Annotated in this window: 14 protein-coding genes; 4 read left to right on the plus strand and 10 right to left on the minus strand. The window is 63.2% G+C overall.

Annotated elements, in window-relative coordinates; genetic code table 11:
- Positions 1–39 precede the first annotated feature (39 nt).
- The 7 genes from REH34_RS24780 to REH34_RS24810 all read right to left on the minus strand — a co-directional run bounded on the left by REH34_RS24780 (position 40) and on the right by REH34_RS24810 (position 8183).
- Positions 40–2160, minus strand: coding sequence for a beta-glucosidase (locus REH34_RS24780; protein ID WP_311969494.1), 2121 nt, complete (start codon positions 2158–2160; stop codon positions 40–42).
- A gap of 83 nt (positions 2161–2243) precedes the next feature.
- Positions 2244–2939 (minus strand): RES family NAD+ phosphorylase, encoded by a 696-nt coding sequence (locus tag REH34_RS24785; RefSeq protein ID WP_226506037.1) that lies wholly within the window; start codon positions 2937–2939, stop codon positions 2244–2246.
- Positions 2933–3337 carry an antitoxin Xre/MbcA/ParS toxin-binding domain-containing protein gene (locus tag REH34_RS24790; protein WP_311969495.1) on the minus strand — a complete coding sequence of 135 codons (405 nt, stop codon included), beginning with the start codon at positions 3335–3337 and terminating at the stop codon, positions 2933–2935. The genes REH34_RS24785 and REH34_RS24790 overlap by 7 nt, the downstream gene beginning before the upstream one ends.
- Positions 3338–3573: 236 nt before the next feature.
- Complete coding sequence (locus REH34_RS24795) at positions 3574–4827, minus strand: amidohydrolase family protein (RefSeq protein WP_311969496.1); 1254 nt, start codon at positions 4825–4827, stop codon at positions 3574–3576.
- The gene (locus tag REH34_RS24800; protein ID WP_311969497.1) at positions 4824–6158 is read right to left on the minus strand and encodes an MFS transporter; all 1335 of its coding nucleotides are present in this window, start codon (positions 6156–6158) and stop codon (positions 4824–4826) included. The genes REH34_RS24795 and REH34_RS24800 overlap by 4 nt, the downstream gene beginning before the upstream one ends.
- A 178-nt stretch (positions 6159–6336) precedes the next feature.
- Entirely contained in the window at positions 6337–7233 is an 897-nt protein-coding gene (locus tag REH34_RS24805) for a LysR substrate-binding domain-containing protein (protein ID WP_311969498.1), read from the minus strand.
- A gap of 32 nt (positions 7234–7265) precedes the next feature.
- Complete coding sequence (locus tag REH34_RS24810; RefSeq protein WP_311969499.1) at positions 7266–8183, minus strand: LysR family transcriptional regulator; 918 nt, start codon at positions 8181–8183, stop codon at positions 7266–7268.
- Positions 8184–8311: 128 nt separating this feature from the next.
- Here REH34_RS24810 and REH34_RS24815 point away from each other — a divergent pair, with 128 nt between their 5' ends.
- From REH34_RS24815 to REH34_RS24825, 3 genes are read left to right on the plus strand one after another with little or no spacing between them, the layout of a single operon-like run.
- Positions 8312–9202, plus strand: a complete 891-nt coding sequence (locus REH34_RS24815; RefSeq protein WP_311969501.1) for an NAD(P)-dependent oxidoreductase — start codon at positions 8312–8314, stop codon at positions 9200–9202.
- A 3-nt stretch (positions 9203–9205) separates the two neighbouring features.
- Positions 9206–10723, plus strand: coding sequence for an aldehyde dehydrogenase family protein (locus REH34_RS24820; protein ID WP_226506044.1), 1518 nt, complete (start codon positions 9206–9208; stop codon positions 10721–10723).
- Positions 10724–10727: 4 nt separating this feature from the next.
- Positions 10728–11885, plus strand: coding sequence for a M20 aminoacylase family protein (locus REH34_RS24825; RefSeq protein ID WP_311969503.1), 1158 nt, complete (start codon positions 10728–10730; stop codon positions 11883–11885).
- A 63-nt stretch (positions 11886–11948) separates the two neighbouring features.
- Here the strand turns inward: REH34_RS24825 and REH34_RS24830 are convergent, their stop codons facing one another.
- Positions 11949–12932, minus strand: a complete 984-nt coding sequence (locus REH34_RS24830; RefSeq protein WP_226506046.1) for an aldo/keto reductase — start codon at positions 12930–12932, stop codon at positions 11949–11951.
- Positions 12933–12949: 17 nt separating this feature from the next.
- Entirely contained in the window at positions 12950–13354 is a 405-nt protein-coding gene (locus tag REH34_RS24835) for a RidA family protein (protein ID WP_226506047.1), read from the minus strand.
- A 173-nt stretch (positions 13355–13527) separates the two neighbouring features.
- Between REH34_RS24835 and REH34_RS24840 the strand changes: the two genes are divergently transcribed.
- A complete protein-coding gene (locus REH34_RS24840) occupies positions 13528–13800 on the plus strand; it encodes a cupin domain-containing protein (RefSeq protein WP_226506048.1) in 273 nt (90 codons plus the stop codon).
- Between the two features lie 167 nt (positions 13801–13967).
- On the opposite strand, the gene REH34_RS24845 is transcribed toward REH34_RS24840, so the two are convergent.
- A complete protein-coding gene (locus REH34_RS24845; protein WP_226506050.1) occupies positions 13968–14588 on the minus strand; it encodes a LysE family translocator in 621 nt (206 codons plus the stop codon).
- Positions 14589–14640: the final 52 nt, after the last annotated feature.

The following is a 14640-nucleotide window of genomic DNA, read 5'->3' on the forward strand; positions in this document are numbered from 1 at the left end:
AGAACACAGGGGAGCGGCACTGGCCGCTCCCCTGTGACGTCATGGGGCATGCAGCGTCACCGTTACTCCGAGTCGTTCATCCTCTGCATCATCTGCCGCCCAGACACGGTAATTGCCTGGCCCGATAACAAAGCCTCCCTCCTCGAAACGAGCAAGGATGCGTGGTTCCAGCTGGACCTCGACATCGGCTTGCTCGCCCGCTGCCAGAAAGACTTTTTCAAATCCGGCGAGGCGTTTGGCAAAGCCGTCTTCGCCCGTTTTTGCGATATAAAGCTGCAACGTCGTAGCGCCAGCGCGCGGCCCGGTATTGTTCACCCGCACTGATACCTTGCCGGGCTCGTTGACGCGCAGGTCGCTGAATTCGAATGTGCTGTAGGACAACCCGAAGCCGAACGGCAGCAGCGGCTTGAGACGCTGCCGTGCATACCAGCGATAACCGACATCCGAGCCTTCGATATCGTAGTTGATCGGGATGATCTCGCCTTTACGCGGCATGCCGGGGTTGGAGGTGGTGGTGGCAGGGTCGATCTGCTCGGGGCGCGGCAGTTGCGACTCGCTGGCGGGAAAGGTGATCGGCAAGCGTCCGGACGGATTCACTCTGCCGAACAGCACGCCAGCCACCGCCGGGGCACCCCCTGAACCGGGATACCAGGCGGCCAGCACAGCGGCGACGTTATCGAGCCAAGGCAACAGCACCGGGCCGCCGGTCTGCAAGACGACGATGGTGTTGCGGTTGGCTGCGGCGACGGCCTCGATCAAGGCATCCTGATTGCCGTCGAGGCCTAGTCCCTTGGCGTCCAGCGCTTCCGAGCGCCATTCCTGAGCGAAGACGATCACCGCATCGGCGATCGCCGCCTGCGCAACGGCCAAGGTCACATCCGTGCCGTCGAGAAAATCCACCTGCTGCGCCGCGCTTTCTTCCTTGATCGCCTGCACCAGGGAGGACGGTTGGTAAACCTTGGCGACCTGCATGCCCATCATGTCGATGCCCGGCAGCGACAGGCTGCCGATCGGGGTCACGCAAGAGGAGCCTCCGCCACACAGCACGCCGTGATCGGCGTGGGCACCGATGACCAACAATCGTTTTGCCCGTTGTGCCAGGGGAAGTGTGCCCTGAGCATTCTTGAGCAGCACGATGCCTTCCTCGGCCTGGCGTTGGGCGATGAGCCGATGTTGGCTGTAATCGATGGGCAGCGCCGGCACCGGGTCCAGTGCCCCCACCTCGATCAGGCTGCGCAGGATGCGCGTGACCATGTCGTCGATGCGGCTCTGCGGGACTTCGCCAGCCTTGACCGCCTGGCGCAGCGCCGCGCCGAAGTGATGGGCGTCGTCCAGATTGGCGCCCGACTGTACGTCCAGCCCCGCCAGCGCGGCCTTGACGCTGGAATGCGTGGCGCCCCAGTCGGACATCACCCAGCCTGGGTACTCCCATTCCCCCTTGAGCACGGTATTCAACAGGAAGGCGTTCTCGGACGCGTAATCGCCGTTGATCAGGTTATAGCCGGGCATCACCGCACCGGGTCGACCGATCTCTATCGCCAGCTGGAAGGCCAGCAGATCGGACTCGCGCAACGCCGCCTCGCTGAGGTTCGAGCTGACCATCACGCGTCCGGTCTCCTGAGCATTGGCGACGAAATGCTTGACCGTCGACACCACCTTCTCGGATTGAATGCCGGCCACCGACTGGCCTGCCAATACGCCGGTCAGCAGAGGATCCTCGCTGATGTACTCGAAATTGCGACCACCGCGGGGCTCTCGGACCAGATTGGCGCCACCCGCCAATTGCACGTTGAAGCCTTTTTGCCGCGCCTCTCGACCCACCAGCGCGCCCGACTCGAAGGCGAGGCTGGGGTTGAACGTGGCGCCGAGCAGCAGCGAACTGGGCAGCGCGGTGGCATGGTCACCTGGGCGGACATTGCCGAGGTTGCCGACACCGAGGCTCGCGTCCGATTGCTGCATGGCCGGGATGCCCAGGCGTTCGATACCGGGGTAAAAAGCGGCAGACCCCAAGGCGCCCTCCGGTTTGTCTTCGCCGGCCAGTGGAATGGCCATGGGACCGGACAGCCAGGCGAACTTCTCGTCCTCGGTCATCTGCGCCACGAGGGTCCGTGCGCGGTCATCCGTCGAGCGGTCGACGGGTGTTGCGGGTACCTCACTCATCACGATCGTCCAATCAAGTGTGTAAGGTTCTGAGTGGTGTCTGGCTCGCGGGTTCCCGGCCGATCAGGGTTTCATGAGAGGCTTCATCCGGCGGCGCTGACGGTGTTCACTGCGGTGATTCGCCCATTCCAGATCATCTCGTAGTGGGCGCTCTGTACGATGGACGTTACCGGGCGTGGCGTCATCAGTGCCCAGCAGGTATTGCCCGGCAGACGCACCGAACGGTAACGCAGCCCGGGGCTGCCCGCGTTCTTGATGGCTCTGCCCAGTTGCCGGGACTGACTGTAGTCGTCCGGCGCATGGATCGGGTGAGTGATCGGCAGGACCAGGGCATCGAACATGTCCTTGTCGGTGAACACGCAGGTCAGCCCGCGAAACACGAAGCGCTCGTAGTTCAAGCCTTGAACCTTCGCCCAGTAACTGTCCTGGTGATGGCGCACCTCGGCCAGCGCGGTTTCCATGGTGTCCGCCAGGTACAGGGCGCCGAAGCTGCCATCGCTGAATCGCGAGCCTGCCGGATTGACATGGGTAAAGGGCGCCGTCGCATAGGCGCAGCCGGGGATGCCAAATGGGATTTGCGCGCGAGGGATCAGTTCCAGCCGCCCGATTTCATTCTGCAGGCGCGGATTGGTCAGCGCCTGCAACTGGTACAGCACCTCGAACTCGTCGGCACTGGCCACGTCGTCGAACAGTGCGATGGGCGGGAATCTGGAATTGACCAAGCGGCAGGCGTGCACCTGTTCGCCCGGCATCCGTGCCAGTTGATCGAGCATTACCATTGTGCTCCGCGCAAGGCATCGATGCGCCTGAAAGTTTCATACAACGAGATCATGTCGCCCTGCGCCATGACGTCGAGCGGCGTGCGTCCGCTGAAGAATTCATTGTGGTTGGCCATTTGCACAAAGCCGTAGACGTTTTCAGGGTTGTCGAACACCAGGCGCAGCGCCGCGTGGATGTTGAGCACCAAGCTGACGCGCTGCATCTGGTCTGTGTCCAGGTTCAAGGACCAGCTCGGATCGCTCTGTTTGGCGCGGGCCAGGGTGCTTCGCGAGATGCGCAACACGTTGCAGGATTGTTCGCCGCTGGCCCGCCATTTTTCCAGGATGCCCACGGCGACACGCAGGCCTGCGGCGCATTGCTCTTTGCTGAATGTTGGGGTTTGCAGTGCGGCGACCATGCCCGTGACCTCATGCCTTGTGTCTGTAGATGCAAATATAAGCTTTGTCTCTCTACAGACGCAAGGATGCATTGGAGGCTGATGGCGGTACGCGAGGGGAGGTTTAGTGATCATTCGCCGATTGTGGAGGGGAAACTCTTCACTGATCAGAGGGAAATCATTCCCCCCAATCAGTCGTTGTCGAGCGAATTCGAGGAAGAAAGCGCCGACTCTCTCGACGCCTTCTTCACCCGCCGTCACACCAGCAGGTTTTTCTTGATGCTGCCGCCCTGCACGATCATGGCCAGGTGCTCGCCCTGGCCTACCAGGCAGCTGATATCGGTCAGCGGATCGCCGTCTACCACCAGCAGGTCGGCCAAGGCACCCGGGGCGATGCAACCCAGCTCGCCTTCGCGTTGGAGTATCTGCGCGGCGACGCTGGTGGCACTGCGGATGGCCGCCAGATTACCCAGTACCTCGGCGCGGATCTTCAGTTCGTAGCTCTGGTATTCGTGCATCTCGCCCAGCAGATCGGAGCCGTAGCCCATGGGCACGCCGGCTTCGGCAAACAGTTTCAAGGCATTGCGCCCGGCCTGGCGCACGTCTTCGATCTTGGCCACCGACTCGGGCGGCAGGCCGGCGCGGGCGCCATGTTCGGCGAGCATTTCGTAGGTCACCTGGGTGGGGACCGCAAAGGCGCCTTTCTCAGCCATCAACCGCGCGGTATCGGCATCCACCAGGTTGCCGTGCTCGATGGTGCGTACGCCGCATTCGATGGCGCGGCGGATGGCGCGAGCGGTATAAGCGTGGGCCATGACGTAGGTGTTGGCGGCCTCGGCTTCGTCGACGATGGCGCGGATTTCGGCCTCGCTGTATTGAGTGTTGGCGATCGGATCGGTGGGCGAGGAGACGCCGCCCGAAGCCATGATCTTGATCTGGCTGGCGCCCTGTTGCAGCTCTTCACGCACGGCCAGGCGCACGTTGTCGACGCCATCCACCACTCGCGCGATTGCACCCGCGCGAAAGCAGCACGAGCACGGTTCGCTGAGCAGCAATTCGCCACGGGCGCGCATGTCGCCATGGCCCCCGGTCTGCGACAGCGCCTTGCCTGACGCGAAAATACGCGGGCCGGGGATCAGCCCGATCGCAATCGAACGGGCCAGCGCCCAGTCGGCACCACCAGCGTCGCGTACCGTGGTGAACCCGCGCTTGAGCATGGCGTCGAGGATCGGCAGGGCGCGATACATGGTGATCGCGTTGGGTTGCAAGGCGTTGAGGCCGAGGTTGGCATTGGAGGCCAGTACGTGCACGTGGCAGTCGATCAGACCGGGCATCAGCGTGCGCCCGCCGAGGTCGATCACCTCGGCGCCCGCTTCGGCCGGTTCGCCCTGGGCGCGCACGGCGACGATGCGTTCACCCTCGATCAGTACTTCCTGGCCCGTCAGCAACTGGCCGGCGACGGGGTCCAGCAGGCGGCCGTTGCGCAGGATCAGGCGAGTAGGGGTGGTCATTGGACAGCTCCTGTCAAAGTGATATGTGCCTTGGGCTTGTCGCGTGGCTGATCGCGGAAAAGCAGGGCGCCGATGCCGCTCACGGCTGCCGCGAACATGATGTAGAAGGCCGGGGCGAGATTGCTGCCGGTCTGGGCGATCAAGGCAGTGATGGTAAAGGTGGCGAAACCACCGAAAATGGTTACCGCGAAGTTGTAGGCCACCGACAGCCCGGTGGACAGCACGTGGGTCGGCAGCAGTTCACCGAAAGCGGCGAGGATCGAGCCGATATAGCCGGCGATCATCAAGCCCAGCACCAACTCGAACACCAGCAGCGAGGCCAGCCCGGGCACGTGGTTGATGTAGTAGAACATCGGGTAGGCGGCGATGAAGATGGCTGCGGCCGAGCACAGCAGCCATGGGCGACGGCCCTGCCTGTCGGCCAGGGCGCCGACGATGGGCGTGGCGACGATCAACACACCGCCACCCACCATGCTGGCGCAGAAGCCCATCCACGACGGCAGGCTCAGAACGCGGGTCGCGTAGGAGGGGATGTAGAACAGAATGGCATAGGTGCACACGGTCCAGAGCACCACTAGCGAGAAGCTGATCAGGGTCTGGCGCGGATAGCTGCGCAGCACTTCGCGCAACGGCGATTCACTGGTTTGCGCTTCACTGTAGGCCGGGGTTTCGTCGATGCGGCTGCGGATATAGAAGCCGATCGGGCCGATCAGCGTGCCGATCAGAAAGGGCACGCGCCAGCCCCAGTTTTCCAGTTGTGCCTGAGTCAGGTAGGTCGACAGCAGCGCGCCCAATCCAGAGCCGAGCAGCACCGCGACGCCGATACTGGCCTGGATCCAGCTGGAGTAGAACGCCTTGCGCCCAGCTGGTGCATGCTCGGTGAGGAACGCCGTGGCGCTGCCCATTTCACCCCCGGCGGAGAAGCCCTGCAGCAGCCGCGCAAGCACGATAAGCACCGGTGCGATAAAGCCGATCTGGGCAAAACCGGGCGTCACCGCGATGATGAAGGTGCCCAGCGCCATCAACAGGATGGTCAGTGACAGCGCCGCTTTGCGACCGTGCTTGTCGCTATAGATACCCAGTACGATGCCGCCCACCGGACGCATGAAAAACCCGACCCCGAAAGTGGCCAACGCCAGGAGGTACGAACTCAGTTCGCTGCCGGTGGGGAAGAACACCTTGGCGATGATCACCGAAAAGAAGCTGTAGACCGTGAAGTCGAACCATTCCAGGCCGTTACCGATCACGGTGGCGACGACGGCGCGGCGCGCCTGCTTCGAATGGATCTGAGAGGGGGTATGGGCGCTCGCGTTCACATGAAGCTCCTGCATGCTGCATTCGCAGGCCTCCTGTGGTTCAGGAAATATCCCGCGAAGAATGAGGGCAGAACCGGGCAAATTGACGCTGTGTCAGGGTCTGATGCCCTTGTGTGACCCGAGAATACGGGCGGTGCGAGGAAGGCGAAAACGCTTATTGCGCAGATTTGCATGCGTGCAGCGCATGCAAGGCCTACGCGGGAATTTGCCCCGTCAGCCACTTTTCGAACGCCCGGGCGGCGCGACTCGGCAGCGATGCAGTCGGCGTCAACAGGTAATAACCGCCCACGGCGCCGACCCTCTCGACGCAGGCGGGGACCAAGGCGCCACTGCGCAGGTGCGCGTCGATCATTGGTCGCCAGCCCAATACGATGCCGTGGCCGGCGATCGCCATGTCCACCAGCACTGGGTAATGGTTGACCGTCAGCCGCTTGCGGATGATCGAGGCGTCGACGCCTTGGCGCGCGAACCAGTTGCCCCAGGACAGCCACTGGCGTTGACCGTCTTCGAGCATCAACAGCCGATGATCAAGCAACTCGGCGGCCGTCAGAGTGCGTCCTTGCAGATAGTCGGGCGAACAATAGGCACCCACTGACTCGGGAAACAGCAACTGACTGTCCAGCCCCGACGGCGAGGTGGCGCCCAGAAAGTACACCGCCAGGTCGAATTCGGCGCGCACCAGCGAATCAAGGCCGTCGACCACCCGTAAACGCGCATCCACCGCCGGAAACTCATCCACGTAGCGGCCCAGTAGCGGCCCCAGCCACAGCGCTGCGACGCCACTGGAGCACGCCAGGGTCAATTGCTGCTCGCCGTTGTGGGTGATGACCTTGGCCGTGGCTTCGGCGCATTGGGTCAGCAACCGATGCACCTCCTCGGCATACAGCTGGCCGGCGACGGTCAGGTGAATGCGCTTGTGCTCGCGGCGAAACAGCGCCCGCCCGAGGAACTCTTCCAGCTGTGCGACCTGGCGGCTGATGGCGCTTTGCGTCAAGTGCAACTCGGCCGCCGCACGGGTGAAGCTGCCATGACGCACAGCGGCCTCGAAGGCGATAAGGTTTTGCAGCGGGGGAAGGGGATCGATGCGCATGGTGAGGAGCAAACCTGTCAGGGAAAGGAAAGTCAGCCGCGGCTGTTGGATTTGAACGCCGGCAACTCCTGCAACAGCATCTGCAACATCCGGCTCGACGCCACGCTCAACTGGCGCCCCAAGCGGCTCACCAGGTGCGTCTGGGGGCTACTGAATACCGGGTTTTGCAGGGGCAGGGCGACCAACGCCCCGGCCCTGATTTCCTCTTCCACCACAAAAGTCGGCAACAGCGTCACCCCACCCTGCATGGCGAAGCGCTTGAGCAGGGCGAAGGTGCTGCACGTCAGGGTCGGCAGCAGGCTGACACCCTCCTGATGTTCCGCCGCCAGCAGGATCTGCCGGATACCGTAGGCCACACCGGGCAGCGCCAGGCGATAGTGGTCCAGCCCCAGCAGAGCGATCGGCTCCTTGCTGTCTACCAGTACATGCTCGGGGTTGACCACCGCGCACACCGGATGGCTGTGCTGTGCGTGGGAGCGCAGCTTGTTGTCTGCCGCCGGATTGAACACCAGGCCGATATGCGCTTCGTCTTCAACCACCTGGCGGATCAGCTCGTTGCTGCCGCAGACATTCACGATCAGCTCGACCTTGGGGTACAGCGTCGAGAAATGCGTCAGCGGTTGCGACAGACTGTCGAGGAAGCCCTCGCCCACCGCCAGCGTCACCGAACCACTCTGCAGACCGCGCAACGCCTGGATCGAGTCCAGCAGTACTTCTTGCTGCGTCAGCCGTTGACGATAGTAGGTCAGCACCTTGTCACCGGCTTCGGTCGGCTTCACGCCACGACGGTGGCGCTCCAGCAGCGGTGCTCCGAGCTCCTGCTCCAACTGAGCGATCTGCCGACTGACCGCCGAGGGCGCGACGTTGAGGATGTCGGCGGCGGCCCTCACGCTGCCTGCGCGCACGGCCTCGAAGAAATACAGGATGCGACGATCTTGGACGATGCTCATAAAAATCCTGTGTTGCCTTAAACGCAACAAAAATGCGAACTAGCGATTATTGCTGTGATCACCGACCGCTGTCCATACTCGTCTCATGCCCCAGGCAGGGCCCTCAAAACTTGAGCGAGAGACCTTCAATGAGCTTGAAAATCGGCGTTATCGGGCTAGGCAACATGGGCGGTGGCATGGCCGCGACGCTGGCGAGCAAAGGTTTCGACGTCAGCGGTTTCGACCTTGCCCACACCGCGCTGGAAAAGGCCCAGGCCAAGGGCGTCAAGCCCGTTGCCGAGCGCGAACAACTGATTGCCAGCGTCGAGGTGCTGATCCTTTCGTTGCCCAAGGCCGAACACGTCGAAGCCGTGTGCCTGGGCGCCAACGGCATCCTCGCGCTGGGCAAGCCGGGGTTGATCGTCGTCGATACCACCACCTCCACCCCCGAGGCGAGCCGTAAGGTTGCCGCCGCCCTTAAGGTCAAAGGCATCGCCTTTATCGACGCCCCGGTGTCCGGCGGCCCCAAAGGCGCGGCTACCGGCACCATGTCGATGGTGATCGGCGCCGAGGACGACGATCTGGCGCGCGTGATGCCGATACTCGAGGGCATGAGCGGCACCCGCGTGCACATCGGCCAGACCGGCGCCGGCAACGTCGCCAAGATCGCCAACAACATGCTCACTGCCTGCCACCTGATCAGCACCGCCGAAGCACTGAGCATGGCCGCCAAGGCCGGTGTCGACCCGGCAAAACTGCTCGAAGGCTTGAACGCCGGCTCCGGGCGCAGCAGTGCCACGCAAGCCATGTTCCCCACTTGGGTCATGAACAAGGCTTACGACTCGGGCTTCACCATGGGCCTGATGCGCAAGGACGTAGGCCTGGCCCGCGACCTCAGCGCCAGCCTCGACCTCGACCTGCCGCTGTCGCGCGCCGTCGCCGATCTATGGCAAGCGAGCAGCGCCACGCTGCCGGACGCCGATGACTTCTGCTGCATCGTTGAACGCACCGATGCCCCCCTGTTTGGCCGTGGAGAATAACCAATGAGCACGCAAAAGATCCTTGAATTGATGCGCCCGTTCTGGGGCGACCGCAGCACTATCGGCAGTTACGTTGGCGGTGAGTTCATCGACGGTCACGGCGCGCCAGTGGAAGTACGCAACGCCCACGATGACAGCCTGCTGTTGAGCTTCGCCGATGCCGACGAGTCACTGGTCGCCATCGCCGATCGAGCCACCAAGGCCGCCCAGCAGCAGTGGTGGGCGCTGACCGCTCAAGCCCGTGGCCGCGCGCTTTACCAGGTAGGCGCGCTGATTCGCGAGCAGGCCGAGAGCCTTGCGCAAATAGAATCCCTCACCGCCAACAAGCCGATCCGCGATGCCAGCGTCGAGGTGCAGAAAGTCGCCGAGATGTTCGAGTACTACGCCGGTTGGGCCGACAAGCTGCACGGTGAAGTGATTCCGGTGCCCACCAGCCACCTCAACTACGTGACCTACGAACCGCTGGGCACGGTGTTGCAGATCACCCCCTGGAACGCGCCGATCTTCACCTGCGGCTGGCAGTTGGCGCCGGCCCTGGCCGCCGGTAACGCGGTGATCCTCAAACCGTCCGAGCTGACCCCGCTGTCGTCCTTGATGGTCGCCGTGCTGATCGAGCGCGCGGGCGTGCCCAAGGGCCTGGTCAACGTGATCGCCGGGTTCGGTCACAGCATCGGCCAGGCTTTTATCGCCAAGGCCGATATCCGCAAAGTGGTATTCGTCGGCTCGCCGGCTACCGGCCGGCACATCGCCGTCGCCGCTGCGCAGCGTTGTATCCCCGCCGTGCTGGAGCTGGGCGGCAAGTCGGCCAATATCGTCTTCGCCGATGCCGACCTCGATGTGGCCCTGCGTGGCGCGCAAGCGGCGATTTTTTCCGGTGCCGGGCAAAGCTGCGTGTCCGGTTCGCGCCTGCTGGTGCAAGAGTCGATCTTCGAGAAATTCACCCAGGCCCTCGCCGTGGCCGCCAGGCAGTTCAAGGTCGGTGACCCCAGCGATCCGCAAACGCAGATCGGCCCGATCAACAACGCCAAGCAATATCGGCACATCAAAACCATGCTCGAACGCGCGCTGGAAGAGGGCGCCACGCTGGTGGGCGCCGATGCCGAGCCGATCCCCGCCACGCCCGGTTATTACGTGAACCCTACGGTGCTCAAAGGGACTAACGATCTGTACTGCGCCCAGGAAGAGATCTTCGGTCCAGTGGTGGTAGCGATTCCGTTCAAGGACGAAGCCGACGCCATCCGCATCGCCAACGACAGCCGTTTCGGCCTCGCGGGCGGGGTATGGACCCGCGATGTCGGGCGCGCTCATCGGGTTGCCAGGCAAGTACGTGCCGGCACCTTCTGGGTCAACGGCTACAAGACCATTCACGTCAGCTCGCCGTTCGGTGGCTACGGTGAGAGCGGCTACGGCCGTTCCTCCGGCCTCGACGCGCTGCGTGAGTACAGCGAAGTGAAAAGCGTGTGGGTCGAAACCGCCGCCACGCCTGCCGCATCCTTTGGCTACGGCGCCAGCCTGGAGTAATGCCATGACTGTCCTCAAGAACTTGATCGACGACGCCGTGCTCTGGCGACGGCACTTCCACTCGACGCCCGAGCTCGGTTACCAGGAGCTGCAGACCTCCGATCGTGTCGCCCAATTGCTCGAGAGTTTCGGCATCGAAGTGGTCCGCGGCCTGGGCGGCACAGGTGTGGTCGGTACTCTGCGCAATGGCGAGGGCCCGAGCATCGGCATCCGCGCCGACATGGACGCCCTGCCGATCCAGGAGCTGGGCAACGCCGCGCACAAATCCACCCACAAAGGCTGCATGCACGCCTGCGGGCACGACGGCCACACCACCATCCTGCTGGCCACGGCGCGGCATTTGAGCGAGACGCGGCGCTTCAGCGGCACGGTGCATTTCATCTTCCAGCCCGCCGAGGAGAACCTCGCTGGCGCGCAGGCCATGATCGACGACGGACTGTTCGAGCGCTTCCCGATGGAGGCGATCTACGGTCTGCACAACTGGCCAGGCGTAACGGCCGGGCACGTGGTCATCAACCCGGGGCCGATGATGGCCTCGCTGGACACCTTCGAGATAACCCTGACCGGCAAGGGCTGCCACGCAGCGATGCCCGAAAAGGGCGCCGACCCGATCGTCGCCGCCGCCGAGTTGGTGTTGGGCTTGCAGACCATTACCTCGCGGCGTCTGTCGCCGCTGGATTCAGCGGTGGTCAGCGTGACCCAGTTCAACGCCGGCGAAGCGATCAACGTCATCCCTGAAACCGCCGTGCTGCGCGGTACGGTGCGCTGCCTGCAAACCCCGGTGCGGGCCAAGGTCCAGCAGTTGATCGAAGAATTCGTCGCTCAATTGCCGCAGGCCTTCGGCGTGACCGGTGCGCTGGATTACACCGTGGGCTACCCGGTCACCGAAAACGACCCTGACGCGGCGGCGGTCATGCGCCGGGCAGCGATCGCGGCGGTGGGTGAGGACAAGGTGCAATGGGGCTGCAATCCGTCGATGGCATCGGAGGATTTCGCCTTCATGCTCCAGGCACGGCGGGGGGCGTACGTGTGGCTGGGCGTGGATGGCGAGACGCCGTCGGCGGCGTTGCACAACCCGTATTACGACTTCAATGATGCGGTGATAGAACCGGGTGTTGCGGTGTGGACGGCGTTGGTGGAGCAGTCGTTGCCGCTGCAATGAGCGCGAGTTGGAACGGCCCCAGCGGGCCGTTTCAACCAATCCAGGCGCTGTGCGACAGGGGACTCAGCTAAACCCCGCGACCTCATGCGGCACGTAGGATGCCTCAAGCTGGTCGATCTCTTCACTCGTCAACTTCAGCGACATCGCTGCTACGGCATCTTCCAGGTGCTGCGGTTTGCTCGCACCCACCAGCGGCGCGGTCACCCCGGCTGATTGCGCCACCCAGGCTAACGCGACCTGCGCCCTTGGCACGCCGCGCGCCTTGGCTACACTGGCGACCGCCGCGACCACTTGCCGATCGGCGTCGGCGGTACGCGCCAGATACAGCGTCTTGCCGAACGCATCGGTGTCGGCACGGCTGCTGCTCTCATCCCAATCCCGCGTCAGCCGCCCGCGTGCCAGCGGGCTCCAGGGCAGCACTGCAATGCCCTGATCGCGACACAGCGGCAGCATCTCGCGTTCTTCCTCGCGGTTGAGCAGATTGAGGTGATTCTGCATCGACACGAATGGCGTCCAGCCATTGGCCTTGGAGGTGTGCAGGGCCTTGGCGAATTGCCAGGCATACATCGATGAAGCGCCGATATGCAGCGCCTTGCCGGCCTTGACCACATCGTGCAGGGCTTCGAGGGTTTCTTCGATGGGGGTGTGATAGTCCCAGCGGTGGATCTGATAGAGGTCGACATAATCGGTGCCGAGGCGCCGCAGGCTGTTGTCGATCTCGCTCAGGATCGCCTTGCGCGACAGGCCGCCGATATTCGGCGCCTGGCGCAACGGGAAGAACACTTTGGTGGCGATCACGATCTCGTCGCGACGGGCGAAATCACGCAGGGCCCTGCCGACGATTTCTTCCGAAGTACCATCCGAATAGCTGTTGGCGGTGTCGAAAAAGTTGATGCCCAACTCGACGGCCTGCTTGATCAGCGGGCGACTCTTTTCCTCGTCGAGGGTCCAGGGATGGTTGCCACGATCGGGGATGCCGTAAGTCATGCAGCCCAGCGCTACGGGGGAGACCTTGAGGCCGGTGTTGCCAAGGGATTTGTAGTTCACGTGGTTCTCCTTGTTGATCAGCTAAGAGGGTTGCGCTGCACCGCGATGCACTTGATCTCGACCAGCAGGCCCGGATGCGCCAGTTCGGCCACGCCAATGCAAGTCCAGGCGCACAAGCCGCGGGGGAACGTCCGGTTTTTGACCTCGCGAAACAGCGGCATGTGGCGCGCCATGTCGATGTGATAAGTGGTCATGTCGACCACGTCCTCGAAACGGCAGCCGCCGGCGTCGAGTACGCTGAGCAGGTTTGCCCAGGCGGCGACAAACTGCTGCTCCGGATCGATGATGACTTCCAGATCGGCCGTGCGCCCCACTTGGCCGGCACAAAACAATGTCGCGCCGACTCGCACGGCCGGGGCATAACCGGCGCGCTCGACCAACGACGTCATGGCCTCGGGGATGATGATTTGACGGTCCGGCATGGGCGAGGCTCCAGGTAGATGAGCTGTCGACTGTAGCAGCGGTTCGGCAGGGCGCGAATTAAGTCGACAGTGGGATGCTCCTGGAAGTGCCCTGGCAATGATGAGGAATCATTGCCCACTCAGAATGGTCTTCTGTAAACACGGCACCCCTGCATCTGAACGAGATGACGCCTATGCAAGAACACGACTTTCTCCAATTGCTCGCCGACGAGGGCTTCGGCACCCCCGTGGTGGTCGAGCGTGAGCCCCTGGGCACGCTTGACGAGCATGCGCATCCGTTCGAAGCCAAGGCGTTGGTGCTGCACGGCAGTCTGCGTATCCGTACTGCCACGGGCGAGCGGACCTATGCCGTGGGTGACGTTTTCCATCTGCAGCGAGATGAGCCGCATTCGGAAGTGTTCGGGGAGGAGGGCGTACGGTATCGTGTGGGGCGCAAGCAAACCTAGGGCAGACGGCTCTGGAGGTCCCGCTAAAGACTGTTCAGTATGTCTTCCACCCCCACCACACGCGCATAGTCCATCGCCAGATTGCTGAGCGACATGGCAGCGCGGCGATAGCCTCCAAGTCGTCCATAGCCCATCCTTTCGCAAAAAAACCGCAGTACCCGCAAACCTCAACGCTTGCTCAACGCCAATCTCGCCGCAAACATCACGAAAATCATCCCCGTCGTGCGATCCATCCAGGTGACCACCTTTTCGCGCCGCAGCACGCCGGCCAGCGGCTGGGTGGCGCCGATCAATATCGACGACCAGATCAATCCGATCAGCAGATGAATCCCCACCAGGCCAAACGTCCAGATCACCGGCGACTGACCGGCCGGAATGAATTGCGGCAGAAACGACACGTAAAAAATGCCTATCTTGGGGTTCAGCAGGTTGCCGGTCATGCCTCGGATAAACCAATTGGAGCGCGGCCTGGCCTGCGTTTCCAAGGCAGACAGCGAGGTGCGTGGGCGCATCAGCATATTCAATCCGAGCCAGCACAGGTAGGCCGCGCCGCAATACTTCAGGACGTTGAACGCCAACTCGGAGACGGCAATCAGGGCACCCAGGCCGAAGGCCACGGCAGCGCCCCACAACAGGCAGCCCACGTTGATGCCCAACACTGCGCGCAGGGCCTGCTGTTTGCCTTCTACCGTGGCGGTTCGCAGGATCAGGGCAGTATCAAGGCCGGGCGTGAGGGTCAACACGGTGGCGGCGAAGGTGAAGGCGAGGAGGTTGTCGGCGATGGACATGGGCGGGGGCTTCTAGCGTGCGGTTGAGTGTGACGTTAGCACAGGCTGGGCC

This window comes from Pseudomonas baltica, from assembly GCF_031880315.1.
Taxonomy (GTDB): Bacteria; Pseudomonadota; Gammaproteobacteria; order Pseudomonadales; family Pseudomonadaceae; genus Aquipseudomonas.

Coding starts and splice junctions, on each gene's coding strand:
- REH34_RS24780 (WP_311969494.1), bottom strand. CDS start 2,160: ATGAGTGAGGTACCCGCAACACCCGTCGACCGCTCGACGGATGACCGC.
- REH34_RS24785 (WP_226506037.1), bottom strand. CDS start 2,939: ATGGTAATGCTCGATCAACTGGCACGGATGCCGGGCGAACAGGTGCAC.
- REH34_RS24790 (WP_311969495.1), bottom strand. CDS start 3,337: ATGGTCGCCGCACTGCAAACCCCAACATTCAGCAAAGAGCAATGCGCC.
- REH34_RS24795 (WP_311969496.1), bottom strand. CDS start 4,827: ATGACCACCCCTACTCGCCTGATCCTGCGCAACGGCCGCCTGCTGGAC.
- REH34_RS24800 (WP_311969497.1), bottom strand. CDS start 6,158: ATGCAGGAGCTTCATGTGAACGCGAGCGCCCATACCCCCTCTCAGATC.
- REH34_RS24805 (WP_311969498.1), bottom strand. CDS start 7,233: ATGCGCATCGATCCCCTTCCCCCGCTGCAAAACCTTATCGCCTTCGAG.
- REH34_RS24810 (WP_311969499.1), bottom strand. CDS start 8,183: ATGAGCATCGTCCAAGATCGTCGCATCCTGTATTTCTTCGAGGCCGTG.
- REH34_RS24815 (WP_311969501.1), top strand. CDS start 8,312: ATGAGCTTGAAAATCGGCGTTATCGGGCTAGGCAACATGGGCGGTGGC.
- REH34_RS24820 (WP_226506044.1), top strand. CDS start 9,206: ATGAGCACGCAAAAGATCCTTGAATTGATGCGCCCGTTCTGGGGCGAC.
- REH34_RS24825 (WP_311969503.1), top strand. CDS start 10,728: ATGACTGTCCTCAAGAACTTGATCGACGACGCCGTGCTCTGGCGACGG.
- REH34_RS24835 (WP_226506047.1), bottom strand. CDS start 13,354: ATGCCGGACCGTCAAATCATCATCCCCGAGGCCATGACGTCGTTGGTC.
- REH34_RS24840 (WP_226506048.1), top strand. CDS start 13,528: ATGCAAGAACACGACTTTCTCCAATTGCTCGCCGACGAGGGCTTCGGC.
- REH34_RS24845 (WP_226506050.1), bottom strand. CDS start 14,588: ATGTCCATCGCCGACAACCTCCTCGCCTTCACCTTCGCCGCCACCGTG.